The sequence below is a fragment of the Pseudomonas sp. SDI genome (assembly GCF_003105155.1).
Lineage (GTDB): Bacteria > Pseudomonadota > Gammaproteobacteria > Pseudomonadales > Pseudomonadaceae > Aquipseudomonas.
Genome location: NZ_QETK01000026.1, coordinates 1 through 12,758 on the forward strand (window position 1 = coordinate 1; position 12,758 = coordinate 12,758).

The window sequence follows — 12,758 nt, forward strand, 5'->3', positions numbered from 1 at the left end:
ACAGGGATCGCGCTGATCCTTGAGGGAGCGGGCTTGTCCCGCGAGGCGCGCGGTCAGGCCGGCGCGGACGTACGGATCAGGTGGTCGAACGCCGCCAGCGACGCCTTGGCCCCCTCACCTACCGCGATCACGATCTGCTTGTACGGCACCGTGGTCACATCCCCGGCGGCAAACACACCCGGCAGGTTGGTCTTGCCACTGGCATCGACGATGATCTCGCCACGCGGGCTCAGTTCCAGGGTGCCCTTCAGCCAGTCGGTGTTCGGCAGCAAACCGATCTGCACAAAGATCCCTTCCAGCGCCAGGTCATGCAGCGCATCGCTGTGGCGATCCTTGTAGCGCAGGCCGTTGACCTTCTGCCCGTCGCCGAGCACTGCGGTGGTGAGTGCGCTGGTAATCACCGTGACATTCGCCAGGCTGTGCAACTTGCGTTGCAGCACCGCGTCGGCGCGCAACTGGCTGTCGAACTCGATCAGCGTCACATGGGCGACGATACCGGCCAGGTCGATGGCCGCTTCCACACCGGAGTTGCCCCCGCCGATCACCGCCACACGCTTGCCCTTGAACAGCGGGCCGTCGCAGTGCGGGCAGTAGGCCACGCCACGGCTACGGTATTCCTGCTCGCCGGGTACGTTCATTTCGCGCCAGCGCGCACCGGTGGCCAGGATCACGGTCTTGGCCTTGAGCGTGGCACCACTGGCCATGCGCACCTGGTGCAGGCCGCCATCGCTGGCCGGAATCAGCGCCTCGGCCCGTTGCAGGTTCATGATGTCGACGTCGTACTGCTTGACGTGCTCTTCCAGCGCCATGGCCAGCTTCGGCCCTTCGGTTTCCTGCACGGAGATGAAGTTCTCGATGGCCATGGTGTCGAGCACCTGACCGCCAAAGCGTTCGGCGGCGACACCGGTACGGATGCCTTTGCGCGCCGCATAGATCGCTGCTGCCGCGCCCGCCGGGCCACCGCCGACCACCAGCACATCGAATTCGTCCTTGGCGTTGAGCTTCTCGGCCTGACGCTCGCTGGCGCCGCTGTCGAGCTTGGCGACGATCTCTTCCAGGCCCATGCGGCCCTGGCCGAACACTTCGCCATTAAGGTACACGCTCGGCACCGCCATTACCTGGCGCGCCTCGACCTCAGCCTGGAACAGCGCACCGTCGATGGCCACGTGGCGCACATTCGGGTTGAGCACGGCCATCAGGTTCAGCGCCTGGACCACGTCCGGGCAGTTCTGGCAGGACAGCGAGAAGTAGGTCTCGAAATTGAATTCGCCTTGCAGTGCGCCGATCTGCTCGATCAGCTCGGCACTGGCCTTGGATGGGTGGCCGCCAACTTGCAGCAGCGCCAGCACCAGGGAGGTGAATTCGTGGCCCATGGGGATGCCAGCAAAGCGCAGGCTGATATCGCCCCCCGGGCGATTGAGCGAGAACGATGGACGACGGGCGTCGCTACCGTCCTCGCGCAGGGTAATCAGGTTCGACAGGCTGGCGATCTCGCGCAGCAGGTCGTGCAGTTCCTGGGACTTCGCGCCGTCGTCGAGGGAGGCAACGATCTCGATCGGCTGAGTGACCCGCTCCAGGTAGGCTTTCAACTGAGTTTTAAGCGTGGCGTCCAACATACGGGCGATTCCTTTTTCAAACGGTAGACATAACAACGCCCGGGCGAAAGCGCCCGGGCGTTTTGCGGGGCGGTAACAACGTCAGGAACGGGCAACCGCCCTCGGCGGGTTCACGGACTTAGATCTTGCCGACCAGGTCCAGCGATGGCGCCAGGGTCGCTTCGCCTTCTTTCCACTTGGCCGGGCAGACTTCGCCTGGGTGGGCAGCAACGTACTGGGCAGCCTTGACCTTGCGCAGCAGCTCGCTGGCGTCACGGCCAACACCGCCGTCGTTCAGTTCGACGATCTTGATCTGACCTTCAGGGTTGATCACGAAGGTGCCGCGGTCGGCCAGGCCGGCTTCTTCGATCAGCACGTCGAAGTTGCGCGAGATGACGTGGGTCGGGTCGCCGATCAGCGGGTACTGGATCTTGCCGATGGTGTCCGAGGTGTCGTGCCAGGCTTTGTGGGTGAAGTGGGTGTCGGTCGACACGCCGTAGATTTCCACGCCCAGTTTCTGGAATTCGGCGTAGTTGTCGGCCAGGTCGCCCAGTTCGGTTGGGCAGACGAAAGTGAAGTCGGCTGGGTAGAAGAACACGACGGACCATTTGCCCTTGAGGTCGGCTTCCGAAACCTGGACGAAGTTGCCGTTGTGGTAGGCAGTAGCGTTGAACGGTTTTACCTGGCTGTTGATGATAGGCATTAGTGACGCTCCTTCAGGGGTTTGAAAAATCTGATGGGAGAATCCTAACCACCGATCGCCAAAAGCGCTCATTGGCAAAGCTCATGCTGCTGATTGGTTTTGGCTATAAGGCGGGAGCATTAATAGAAGGATTGTGTGTTACAGCATCGCGGGACGAGCCCGCTCCCACAAGGGCACACAGTGTGCTTCTGTGGGAGCGGGCTCGGCCCGCGATGGGCGCAACACTTAGCGGGTCGCAGTACGCAGGGTCACGAACTCTTCCGCTGCCGTCGGGTGCACGCCGATGGTCTCGTCGAACAGCTGCTTGGTCGCCCCGGCCTTCAGCGCAATCGCCAGGCCCTGAACAATCTCGCCGGCATCCGGGCCAACCATGTGGCAACCGAGCACGCGGTCGGTTTCGGCATCGACCACCAGCTTCATCAGGGTCTTCTCCTGCACCTCGGTGAGAGTCAGCTTCATCGGCCGGAAGCGGCTTTCGAAGACCTGCACCTGATGCCCGGCCTCACGCGCCTGCTCTTCGCTCAGGCCCACCGTACCGATTGGCGGCTGGCTGAACACGGCCGTCGGGATGTGCTGGTAATCCACCGGGCGATACTGTTCGGGCTTGAACAGCCGACGCGCCACGGCCATGCCTTCGGCCAGCGCCACCGGGGTCAGCTGGACGCGGCCGATCACATCGCCAATCGCCAGAACCGACGGTTCGTCGGTCTGGTACTGCTCGTTAACCCGGACGAAACCGCGCTCGTCAAGCTGCACTTCGGTGTTTTCCAGGCCGAGGTTGTCGAGCATCGGCCGGCGCCCGGTGGCGTAGAACACGCAGTCGGCGAGCAGCTCGCGGCCATCCTTGAGGGTCGCCTTGAGGCTGCCGTCGGGCTGCTTGTCGATGCGCTGGATATCGCTGTTGAACTGCAGGTCCATGCCGCGCTTTTCCAGCTCTTCCTTGAGGTGCGTACGCACCGAGCCGTCGAAGCCGCGCAGGAACAGATCGCCGCGATACAGCAGCGAAGTCTTTGCGCCCAGGCCCTGGAAGATCCCGGCGAACTCCACGGCAATGTAGCCGCCGCCGACCACCAGTACGCGCTTGGGCAGCTCTTTGAGGAAGAACGCCTCGTTGGAGCTGATCGCATGCTCGCGCCCCGGAATCTCCGGCACCTGCGGCCAGCCGCCGGTGGCGATCAGGATGTGCTCGGCCGAGTAGCGCTTGCCCTCGACTTCCACTTCATGCGGCCCGGTCAGCCGCGCATGGCCTTCAAGCAGCGTCACACCGCTGTTTACCAGGAGGTTGCGGTAGATGCCGTTGAGCCGCTCGATTTCGCGGTTCTTGTTGGCGATCAGTTGCCCCCAGTCGAACTGCGCATCTTCCAGCGACCAGCCAAAGCCACTGGCTTGCTCGAAGTCGTCGGAGAAATGCGCACCGTACACCAGCAACTTCTTCGGCACGCAGCCAACGTTGACACAGGTGCCTCCCAGGTAACGGCTTTCGGCAACCGCCACCCTGGCGCCAAACCCGGCGGCAAACCGCGACGCACGCACACCGCCGGAACCGGCACCAATCACGAACAGATCAAAATCGTAGGCCATACACACTCTCCTCGGCAGGCCGCCAGCATACCGCCAGCGCCGGCCAGAAACAAAAAAGCCACCCGAAGGTGGCTTTTCGACACGCCAGCGTACTGAACTCAGTAAGCCTTGCCGGTCTTGTAGAAGTTCTCGAAGCAGAAGTTGGTTGCCTCGATGTAGCCTTCGGCGCCGCCGCAGTCGAAACGCTTGCCCTTGAACTTGTAGGCAATCACGCAACCGTTCTGCGCCTGTTTCATCAGGGCGTCGGTGATCTGGATTTCGCCGCCTTTGCCTGGCTCGGTTTCTTCGATCAGCGTGAAGATGTCCGGGGTCAGGATGTAACGGCCGATGATTGCCATGTTCGACGGGGCATCTTCCGGCGCTGGTTTTTCAACCATGCTGTTTACTCGGTAGATGTCATCACGGATCATTTCGCCAGAAATCACGCCGTACTTGTTGGTTTCCTGCGGGTCGACTTCCTGGATGGCCACGATCGAGCAGCGGAACTGGTTGTACAGCTTGACCATCTGCTGCAGTACACCGTCGCCGTCGAGGTTGACGCACAGGTCGTCCGCCAGCACCACCGCGAACGGTTCGTCGCCGATCAGCGGGCGGCCAGTGAGGATGGCGTGGCCCAGGCCTTTCATTTCGGTCTGACGGGTGTAGGAGAACGAGCACTCGTCGAGCAGACGACGGATACCGACCAGGTATTTTTCCTTGTCGGTGCCCTTGATCTGGTTTTCCAGCTCATAGCTGATGTCGAAGTGGTCTTCCAGCGCGCGCTTGCCGCGGCCAGTAACGATGGAAATCTCGGTGAGGCCAGCTTCGAGGGCTTCCTCGACGCCGTACTGGATCAGTGGCTTGTTCACCACCGGCAGCATTTCCTTGGGCATGGCTTTCGTTGCGGGCAGGAAGCGAGTGCCGTAACCGGCTGCCGGGAACAAGCATTTCTTGATCATAAAAGTCCTTAACAAGGGCTGTGTGTACGAAATTCGGCGCAGTCTAATCAGGCGGCGGTCACCTTACAATGCCCCTTGGTGGCTGGCCGATGCCAAATAGAGAATTCCTAGTGTAGATAGTTCCCCGCCAACGCAAATATCACCTGCGCAAAACAGCAGGGCACGCCCGCCAGAACGCCGTGCCCTGCGTCTGTTTCGGCTATTTGCCGGTGCCTTGGCCGATCAGCACGCCATCGACCTTCTGCCCATACAGGTTGACCCCGTCGTTGGCATGAAACTTCACCCGGGTCTGCTCGATCGAGCCGTCGACCAGGCGCGGGTCCTGTGGCCGCTCATGGCTGTTGATGTAGGCCGCTACATCCCAGGCCTGCTGATCGCTGAGGCTGCCGGGCTTGCCCAACGGCATGTTGTGCTTGATGAACGACGCCGCCGTGTTGATCCGGTGCATGCCGGCGCCCCAGTTGTAGGAGTCCTTGCCCCACAGCGGCGGCATGACGTAGTCGGCGGCCACCTTCTGGCCCTCGCCCTGCGGCCCATGGCACACCGCGCAATGCGCCTGGAACACCTCGCCACCGCGCTTGATGTTGTAACCAGCCGCCGGTTGCGCCACCTCCGGGTAGCCGCGCCCGGCGGGTTCGACACCCAGCGGCGCCTTGCTCGCCAGCCAGTAGGCATACACCGACAAGGCGGTGATTTCCGGACTGTCGGCGGCTGGCGGCTTGCCGTTCATACTGAACTGGAAGCAGCCCTGGATCCGCTCGGCGAAGGTGTTGACCTTGTCGTTTTTCTTGCGATAGGCCGGGTACATCGGGTACGCGCCCCACAGCGGCGCGGAATGCGCCAGACGCCCCTGGTCGAGGTGGCAGTTGCTGCAATTCAGGCCGTTACCGACATAATTCGGCGCCAGGCGCTTGGTGTCGACGAACAACGCATAGCCATCGCGCACCATCTTGCCGTAGGCATTATCGGGTAACTCGTGCTCAGCCGGCGGGACGAACGTTGGCGTGCTGCTGGCCGGCGCTACCTTCAGTTGCGACTGGTCTTCCATGGCAATCGGCGCGGCAGTGGCCTGGGCCATGAGTACACTCAACGAAGCAAGCAGTACAAGCTTCATCATTTGCCCTCCTGGCTGGCAGCGCTGGCAAAGTACGCGGCAATCGCCTTGACCTCGGCATCGGTCATGGCCTTGGCCACTCCGGCCATCAATTGATCGGGATCGTTCTGTCGACTGCCATCGCGCCAGGCATTGAGCTGCGCGCTGAGGTAACTGGCCGGCTGATGGGCCAGCGGCGGGAAGTGCTGGCCAAGCCCACCGCCACCCGGCCCGTGACATTGCACGCAACCGGGGATCTGCCGACTCCAGTCGCCGTACAGGGCAAGTGCTTCGACTGGGTCGCTGGCCATTTGTTGCCGGCGCAGGTCACCCGCAGGCGGCGCCGGGCGCGCGGCCAGCAGCGTGGTCACGGCGGTAATTTCGTCATCGCTGAGGGCTTTGGCCAGCGGCTCCATGATTGGATTCTTGCGGCTGCCATTACGGAAATCATTGAGCTGCTTGCTCAGGTACGCAGCCGGCAAGCCGGCCAGGCGGGGAAATCCGGCAGCCGCCATGCCCATGCCATCAGGGCCGTGGCAGCTCATGCAGGCCATGGCAGCGGGGTTCTGTCCGCCCTGGCTGAACACTTTTTGCCCCTCGGCGGCGAAGGCACTGGACACAGCAAACAGCAGCAAGCCGCCCATCACGACACGATCAAACGTGTTCATTTCGTGCTCCGTTTTTCTAGTTATAAGCTTAGGCTTACACGATATAAGCCTAGAGAGCGTAGGACTATTCTGACACCACGACAATGCTGATCGGGCGCTGGAAAAACAGAGCAAGCAAGTGAATCGTTTAACGTTTGATCGAGGTCAGGGGCAAAACAGTTACTTGGAGATACAGGCCGAGGCAGCGTTCTTCACATCGCCGAAACGCAGCGGGAAGTTGTTCAGCCGCTCATGCAGCTTGATGCTGCTGCCACTGCCGCGCTCGCTGATGTCGAGCACTGCTGCAGGCGACGTGTCGGACAGCTTCTGCGGCACGATAACGCGGATATCGTGATCGTTCTTGACCATCTGCAACGGCCCACGGCTATCGGCCAAGCGCGCCTGGACGCAGTCGGCATATTCCTGCGGCGACTTGCCGGAGATCACGTCGAGGGTCTCGGGCGACTGCTCGATATCCTGCACATTGGCGCATCCGCCCAGCGCTACTGCCAGCGCCGCTACAACCCATTTCATCGATATCGCTCCATTCGAAAAACACTATGACCACGCCCAGGCAGTTTTGCTCCCTTTGATGGCAGTTTTATCCTTTGCCGGGCACGAAGAACGACAGTGTAACCCGACATCATGCTATCGTTTTGATTTGCCAAAAGATCCCTTGCGGAGAGCGACATGAAATTCGTACACCAGCGCGAGCACCTCAACGAAGACGATATCGTCGTCATTCACTGCTCCCAGCGCTGCAATATCCGTCTGATGAACGATGCCAACTTCCGCAGCTTCAAAAACGGCGGCCGGCACACCTATCATGGCGGTGCCTTCGTTGACTTCCCGGCCAAGATCACTGTGCCGAGCGACGGCTTCTGGAACATCACCATCGACACCGTCGGCCCGCGTGCATTGTCGGCAGTGAGCAAGCCGACCTTTACCCACACCATCAAGATCATCCGTCGTTCGTCGTCGAAACTGAGATAAGCCCCATGAGCCAGGTCATCAAGTACGTCATCAAGTACAAAATCGACGGCGAAACCCGCTGGGACTTCGCCAACCTCCCGGACAACTCGCTGGAACAGGCGCAAGCCGCGCTGAAGAAGATCCACGGCGACGACGCCGACAAGATCACCGATATCAAGGTGAGCAAGGCGCTTTAACAACAGGAGACATCAGGCAATGAGCCCTTGGCCGGACGCGCGCATCCTCGATTTGCTCGGCATTCACCTGCCGATCCTGCAGGCACCGATGGCCGGCGCCAACGGCTCGGCAATGGCCATCGCGGTCAGCAATGCCGGTGGCCTTGGCGCGTTGCCCTGCGCAATGCTCAACGCCGAGCAGTTGCGCCAGGAACTGGAAACCTTCGCCCAGGCCAGCCGTGGCCCGCTCAACCTGAATTTCTTCTGCCATCAGCCGCCGCCGCCCGATGCCGAGCGTGCGGCGCGCTGGAAGCAGGCGCTGAAACCTTACTACGACGAAGTCGGTGCCGACTTCGCCGCGCCGACGCCAGTGTCCAACCGAGCACCGTTCGATGCCGCCGCCTGCGCGCTGATCGAGGAGTTTCGACCGGCGGTGGTCAGCTTTCACTTCGGCCTGCCGGACGCCGCGCTGCTGCAGCGGGTCAAGGCCAGCGGCGCGAAAGTGCTCTCCAGCGCCACCACCGTGGCCGAGGCGCGTTGGCTCGAAGCGCACGGCTGCGACGCGATCATCGCCATGGGCTACGAGGCCGGCGGCCATCGCGGCATGTTTCTCAGCGACGACATCGGCAGCCAGATCGGCAGCCTGGCACTGGTGCCGCAGGTGGCCGATGCGGTCGACGTGCCGGTGATTGCCGCCGGCGGGATCGGTGACGGCCGCGGCATCGCTGCGGCGCTGATACTCGGCGCCAGCGCGGTGCAACTGGGCACCGCTTACCTGTTCTGCCCGGAAGCCAAGGTGTCGCCGGCGCATCGACACGCGCTGGACCGCGCCGAAGCCAGCGACACAGCCCTGACCAACCTGTTCACCGGCCGTCCGGCGCGAGGCATCAACAACCGGATCATGCGCGAGCTGGGCCCGATGAGCGCGCTGGCACCGGCCTTCCCGCTGGCCGGCGGTGCGCTGATGCCCTTGCGCGCAATCACCGACCCACAAGGCAACAGCGACTTCAGTAACCTCTGGTCCGGGCAAGCGTTGCGTCTGGGCCGGGCCTTGCCGGCCGCCGAGCTAACCCGTCAGCTGGGCGCCGACGCCCGCGCCCGCCTCGGTCGTTGAAAACAGCACTTCCCGTTGCTCGGATAAACGCTATATATTCTCGTATATAGCGATTATCCCACAGTTCACTGGAGCTGCTTCATGAGTCTGCGTTCACCTCGCTTTGCCCTGACCGCCCTGGTCAGCGTCCTGGGTATCAACAGCGCCTGGGCCGATGAAGTCCAGGTGGCGGTTGCCGCCAACTTCACCGCGCCGATCCAGGCGATCGCCAAGGACTTCGAGAAAGACACCGGGCACACACTGGTCGCCGCCTATGGCGCCACCGGTCAGTTCTACGCGCAGATCAAGAACGGCGCACCGTTCGAGGTGTTCCTCGCCGCCGACGACACGACCCCGGCCAAGCTGGAAAGCGAAGGCGACAGTGTCAAGGGTTCGCGCTTCACCTATGCCATCGGCACCCTGGCGCTGTGGTCGGCCAAGCCTGGCTACGTCGACGCCAAGGGCGAGGTGCTGAAGAAAAACCAATTCCAGCACCTGGCGATCGCCAACCCGAAAGCCGCACCTTATGGCCTGGCCGCCACCCAGGTGCTGAACAAGCTGAAACTCACCGAAGCCACCCAGGCCAAGCTGGTCGAAGGGCAGAACATCACCCAGGCCTATCAGTTCGTTTCCACCGGCAACGCCGAACTCGGCTTCGTCGCCCTGTCGCAAATCTACAAGGATGGCAAGGTCAGCGAAGGCTCGGCGTGGATCGTACCGGCCAACCTGCACGAACCAATCAAACAAGACGCGCTGATCCTCAACAAAGGCAAGGACAGTGCTGCCGCCAAAGCCCTGGTCGACTACCTGAAAGGACCGAAAGCCGCCGCCGTGATCAAATCCTACGGTTACGAACGCTGATGCCCCTCGACGCCAGCGACTTCGGTGCTATCTGGCTGACGTTCAAACTGGCGTCGCTGACCACCCTGATCCTGCTGCTGATCGGCACGCCCATCGCCTGGTGGCTGACGCGCACGCGCTCATGGCTGCGCGGACCAGTCGGCGCGGTGGTGGCACTGCCCCTGGTGCTGCCGCCGACGGTGATCGGGTTCTACCTGCTGCTCACCCTCGGCCCGCACGGCTTTATCGGCAAAACCACCGAAGCGTTGGGCCTGGGCAGCGTGGTGTTCAGCTTCAGCGGCCTGGTGATCGGTTCGGTGGTCTACTCGATGCCGTTCGTGGTTCAGCCGCTACAAAATGCCTTCAGTGCCATTGGCGAGCGCCCGCTGGAAGTGGCAGCGACGTTGCGCGCCAGCCCCTGGGACTGCTTTTTCAACGTGGTTCTGCCACTGGCACGCCCCGGTTTCATCACCGCCAGCATCCTCGGCTTTGCCCACACCGTCGGCGAGTTCGGCGTGGTGCTGATGATCGGCGGCAACATTCCCGACCGCACCCGCGTGGTGTCGGTGCAGATCTACGACCATGTCGAGGCCATGGAGTACGCCCAGGCGCACTGGCTGGCCGGCTCGATGCTGGTGTTCTCATTCCTTGTGCTGCTAGCGCTGTACACCAGCCGCCGCGGCCGCGCCGGCTGGAGTTGAAGCGATGAGCAGCCCGATCAATGCCCGCGTGCAGGTGGCCTGGCCCGGCTTTCAGCTGGATGTCGACCTGCAACTGCCCGGTCGTGGTGTCAGCGCCCTGTTCGGCCACTCCGGCTCCGGCAAGACCACCTGCCTGCGCTGTCTGGCCGGCCTGGAAAAGGCCGACACGGCCTATATCGAGGTGGCCGGCGAGGTCTGGCAGGACTCCGCGCGCGGCCTGTTCGTGCCGCCACACAAGCGGCCGATCGGCTATGTGTTTCAGGAAGCCAGCCTGTTCCCGCACCTGACGGTGCGCGGCAACCTGGAGTTCGGCTGGCGACGGATTGCCGCCAGTATGCGCAAGGTTGGCCTCGACCAGGCGTGCGCACTGCTCGGCATCGACCCTTTGCTCGAACGCAAACCCGACACCCTCTCCGGCGGCGAGCGCCAACGCGTCGGCATTGCCCGCGCGCTGCTGACCAGCCCACGTCTGCTGTTACTCGACGAGCCCCTGGCGGCGCTCGACGCGCCGCGCAAGCGCGAAATCCTGCCCTACCTGGAACGCCTGCATGACCAGTTGCAGATTCCGCTGATCTACGTCAGCCACGCCCAGGACGAAGTGGCGCGGCTGGCCGATCACCTGGTGCTGCTGGAACAGGGCAAGGTCCAGGCCAGCGGCCCGATTGGCCAGACCCTGGCTCGCCTCGACCTGTCGCTGGCCCAGGAGGAAGATGCCGGGGTAATCATCGACGGCCGCGTGGCCGGCTACGACCGCCACTACCAACTGCTCGACCTGCAATTGCCGAACAGCCCGCTCAGCCTGCGCATCGCCCACGCGCCGCTGACGCCGGGAGCGCGCCTGCGGGTGAAGATCCAGGCGCGCGACGTCAGCCTCAGCCGCGTCGACGACCTGCAATCGAGCATCCTCAACCGCCTGCCGGCGCGGGTACTGGCGCTGTATGCCGGCGACAACGCCGCGCACATGCTGGTCAGCCTGGAGGTGGACGGCAGCCCGCTGCTCGCACGCCTGACCCGGCTGTCCTGCGATCACCTGGGCCTGCACCCCGGCCAGCAGCTGTGGGCACAGATCAAGTCGGTGGCGTTGCTCGGCTAGGCGCGAAACGCTTCGCACCCGCGGGCTGGGCTGCGGTGCACGCATTTCGCCTCTATCGTCGACAACCGCCAGCGCTCGTCGATGAAACGAGCCTGGCGCTTTTTTAAACCTCGGCAGCCGCTAATCGAGAATACCTAGCAACAAGCGGCGGAATTTTCCTCGTCGCTTCGGCAACTGGGTCGCGCACTGGACAAGAGACTATTCGCCGAACACGCAGAGAAATTTCCCATATGCGTTCAACCCCCCTATGCTTGCGGGGGTGGCGGCACCCAACCGTGCGAATTGGCCACTTAACCCAGTCGGCACCTGCGACTAAAGACACTCAGCAGAATCTTTTGCTCGGGGAATTAATTTTCAACGAATGCGTCTTTAATGAAGGGAAAGAGGGAAGCGCCGCCAAGCCTTTCCGTCCTCGACAGGCACCGCCTGCGAGGCATTTAAAGTTACCAAGGAGAAATACATGCTGATACTCACCCGCAAGGTTGGCGAAAGCATCGTCATCCATGATGACATCAAGGTCACCATTCTAGGCGTCAAGGGCATGCAAGTGAGGATCGGCATCGACGCACCGAAAGATGTTCAGGTGCATCGCGAAGAGATCTACAAACGCATTCAGGCTGGCAGCCCAGCACCGGAGAAAGGAGACGAGCAACACTGATAAATGCCCGACTCGAGCCGCACGGATGCGCTGGGTCCCGTCTGTAACGCCTGGGCCGCAATGGTCTTAGGATGCTTCTGACGGCAGGATCAGTTCTCGCACCTGCGCAATCAGCTTGTCGGTGTCGAACGGTTTGTCCAGCACACTGGCGAACAACTCCGGGGCCATCCGCCCTATGTTCGCCTGGGCCCCACTCATCAGGATGATCGGCAGGTTGCTCAAGGCTGGATTGGCACGTACTGCCTGGGCCAATTCTTCCCCGTTCATCGCGGGCATCATGTAGTCGGTGATGAGCAGATCGATCGGTTCTGCGCGCAGGATTTCCAGCGCCTTCTTGCCGTCCCCGGCCTTCTGCACCCGATACCCGGCATCCTCCAGGGAAAACCCGAGGATTTCGGTAATCAGATACTCGTCGTCTACGACCAGGATCGTTTTCATCAAAACCAGACCCTGGCCATCACGACCTGTCCAGCGCTGCCACGGGTAACGAACGCCGCATGGCCTTGCAGCTCGGAGATGAACTTCTGGGTGTCGAGGGTGGTTTCGGCGCGCCAACGCGCGGTCAGCAGGCCGTCGACGATCAACAGGGTCGAACCCTGGCGGACGATTTCGCCGCGCAGCAGCTTGACCAACGCGCCCAGGCCGTCGATACCGCTAATCAGTCGCTC

The 12,758-nt window shown here is 62.4% G+C and carries 15 protein-coding genes and 1 pseudogene; 7 read left to right on the forward strand and 9 right to left on the reverse strand.

All coding sequences use genetic code 11. The features are described from left to right. Positions 1-53: 53 nt before the first annotated feature. From ahpF to DCO48_RS17090, 7 genes are all read right to left on the reverse strand, one after another. Positions 54-1,616 carry an alkyl hydroperoxide reductase subunit F gene (gene ahpF, locus DCO48_RS17060; protein ID WP_116551788.1) on the reverse strand — a complete coding sequence of 521 codons (1,563 nt, stop codon included), beginning with the start codon at positions 1,614-1,616 and terminating at the stop codon, positions 54-56. Positions 1,617-1,734: 118 nt separating this feature from the next. Next, positions 1,735-2,298 (reverse strand): alkyl hydroperoxide reductase subunit C, encoded by a 564-nt coding sequence (gene ahpC, locus DCO48_RS17065; RefSeq protein ID WP_116551789.1) that lies wholly within the window; start codon positions 2,296-2,298, stop codon positions 1,735-1,737. A gap of 225 nt (positions 2,299-2,523) precedes the next feature. Further along, positions 2,524-3,879 (reverse strand): glutathione-disulfide reductase, encoded by a 1,356-nt coding sequence (gorA, locus tag DCO48_RS17070; protein WP_116551790.1) that lies wholly within the window; start codon positions 3,877-3,879, stop codon positions 2,524-2,526. Between the two features lie 98 nt (positions 3,880-3,977). Continuing rightward, entirely contained in the window at positions 3,978-4,817 is an 840-nt protein-coding gene (gene galU / locus DCO48_RS17075) for a UTP--glucose-1-phosphate uridylyltransferase GalU (protein ID WP_116551791.1), read from the reverse strand. A 199-nt stretch (positions 4,818-5,016) separates the two neighbouring features. Next, a complete protein-coding gene (locus DCO48_RS17080; protein ID WP_116551792.1) occupies positions 5,017-5,931 on the reverse strand; it encodes a c-type cytochrome in 915 nt (304 codons plus the stop codon). Beyond that, entirely contained in the window at positions 5,931-6,578 is a 648-nt protein-coding gene (locus DCO48_RS17085) for a cytochrome c (protein ID WP_116551793.1), read from the reverse strand. The genes DCO48_RS17080 and DCO48_RS17085 overlap by 1 nt, the downstream gene beginning before the upstream one ends. A gap of 159 nt (positions 6,579-6,737) precedes the next feature. After that, entirely contained in the window at positions 6,738-7,091 is a 354-nt protein-coding gene (locus DCO48_RS17090) for a hypothetical protein (RefSeq protein WP_116551794.1), read from the reverse strand. Positions 7,092-7,247: 156 nt separating this feature from the next. Between DCO48_RS17090 and DCO48_RS17095 the strand changes: the two genes are divergently transcribed. The 7 genes from DCO48_RS17095 (at position 7,248) to csrA (ending at position 12,090) form a co-directional block, all read left to right on the forward strand. After that, a complete protein-coding gene (locus tag DCO48_RS17095) occupies positions 7,248-7,550 on the forward strand; it encodes a DUF1883 domain-containing protein (RefSeq protein WP_043861737.1) in 303 nt (100 codons plus the stop codon). A 5-nt stretch (positions 7,551-7,555) separates the two neighbouring features. Continuing rightward, positions 7,556-7,726: a hypothetical protein gene (locus DCO48_RS22760; protein ID WP_165840792.1), complete on the forward strand. Its 171-nt coding sequence runs from the start codon at positions 7,556-7,558 to the stop codon at positions 7,724-7,726. A gap of 19 nt (positions 7,727-7,745) precedes the next feature. After that, on the forward strand, positions 7,746-8,819 hold the full coding sequence (locus tag DCO48_RS17100; protein ID WP_116551795.1) for a nitronate monooxygenase family protein: 1,074 nt from the start codon (positions 7,746-7,748) through the stop codon (positions 8,817-8,819). An 81-nt stretch (positions 8,820-8,900) separates the two neighbouring features. Beyond that, positions 8,901-9,659 carry a molybdate ABC transporter substrate-binding protein gene (gene modA, locus DCO48_RS17105; RefSeq protein WP_116551796.1) on the forward strand — a complete coding sequence of 253 codons (759 nt, stop codon included), beginning with the start codon at positions 8,901-8,903 and terminating at the stop codon, positions 9,657-9,659. Continuing rightward, a complete protein-coding gene (gene modB / locus DCO48_RS17110) occupies positions 9,659-10,339 on the forward strand; it encodes a molybdate ABC transporter permease subunit (RefSeq protein ID WP_116551797.1) in 681 nt (226 codons plus the stop codon). The genes modA and modB overlap by 1 nt, the downstream gene beginning before the upstream one ends. A 4-nt stretch (positions 10,340-10,343) precedes the next feature. Further along, positions 10,344-11,432 carry a molybdenum ABC transporter ATP-binding protein gene (gene modC, locus DCO48_RS17115; protein ID WP_116551798.1) on the forward strand — a complete coding sequence of 363 codons (1,089 nt, stop codon included), beginning with the start codon at positions 10,344-10,346 and terminating at the stop codon, positions 11,430-11,432. A gap of 460 nt (positions 11,433-11,892) precedes the next feature. Then, positions 11,893-12,090: a carbon storage regulator CsrA gene (csrA, locus tag DCO48_RS17120; RefSeq protein WP_116551799.1), complete on the forward strand. Its 198-nt coding sequence runs from the start codon at positions 11,893-11,895 to the stop codon at positions 12,088-12,090. 66 nt (positions 12,091-12,156) lie between these two features. On the opposite strand, the gene DCO48_RS17125 is transcribed toward csrA, so the two are convergent. Together DCO48_RS17125 and DCO48_RS17130 are read right to left on the reverse strand one after the other, a co-directional pair. Then, entirely contained in the window at positions 12,157-12,528 is a 372-nt protein-coding gene (locus DCO48_RS17125; RefSeq protein ID WP_116551800.1) for a response regulator, read from the reverse strand. 50 nt (positions 12,529-12,578) lie between these two features. Next, positions 12,579-12,737 (reverse strand): annotated as a pseudogene (locus tag DCO48_RS17130) (serine/threonine protein kinase); the annotation flags it as partial. Positions 12,738-12,758 lie beyond the last annotated feature (21 nt).

Coding starts and splice junctions, on each gene's coding strand:
- modA (WP_116551796.1), top strand. CDS start 8,901: ATGAGTCTGCGTTCACCTCGCTTTGCCCTGACCGCCCTGGTCAGCGTC.
- ahpF (WP_116551788.1), bottom strand. CDS start 1,616: ATGTTGGACGCCACGCTTAAAACTCAGTTGAAAGCCTACCTGGAGCGG.
- gorA (WP_116551790.1), bottom strand. CDS start 3,879: ATGGCCTACGATTTTGATCTGTTCGTGATTGGTGCCGGTTCCGGCGGT.
- csrA (WP_116551799.1), top strand. CDS start 11,893: ATGCTGATACTCACCCGCAAGGTTGGCGAAAGCATCGTCATCCATGAT.
- DCO48_RS22760 (WP_165840792.1), top strand. CDS start 7,556: ATGAGCCAGGTCATCAAGTACGTCATCAAGTACAAAATCGACGGCGAA.
- modB (WP_116551797.1), top strand. CDS start 9,659: ATGCCCCTCGACGCCAGCGACTTCGGTGCTATCTGGCTGACGTTCAAA.
- DCO48_RS17085 (WP_116551793.1), bottom strand. CDS start 6,578: ATGAACACGTTTGATCGTGTCGTGATGGGCGGCTTGCTGCTGTTTGCT.
- DCO48_RS17100 (WP_116551795.1), top strand. CDS start 7,746: ATGAGCCCTTGGCCGGACGCGCGCATCCTCGATTTGCTCGGCATTCAC.
- DCO48_RS17125 (WP_116551800.1), bottom strand. CDS start 12,528: ATGAAAACGATCCTGGTCGTAGACGACGAGTATCTGATTACCGAAATC.
- DCO48_RS17095 (WP_043861737.1), top strand. CDS start 7,248: ATGAAATTCGTACACCAGCGCGAGCACCTCAACGAAGACGATATCGTC.
- ahpC (WP_116551789.1), bottom strand. CDS start 2,298: ATGCCTATCATCAACAGCCAGGTAAAACCGTTCAACGCTACTGCCTAC.
- galU (WP_116551791.1), bottom strand. CDS start 4,817: ATGATCAAGAAATGCTTGTTCCCGGCAGCCGGTTACGGCACTCGCTTC.
- DCO48_RS17090 (WP_116551794.1), bottom strand. CDS start 7,091: ATGAAATGGGTTGTAGCGGCGCTGGCAGTAGCGCTGGGCGGATGCGCC.
- DCO48_RS17080 (WP_116551792.1), bottom strand. CDS start 5,931: ATGAAGCTTGTACTGCTTGCTTCGTTGAGTGTACTCATGGCCCAGGCC.
- modC (WP_116551798.1), top strand. CDS start 10,344: ATGAGCAGCCCGATCAATGCCCGCGTGCAGGTGGCCTGGCCCGGCTTT.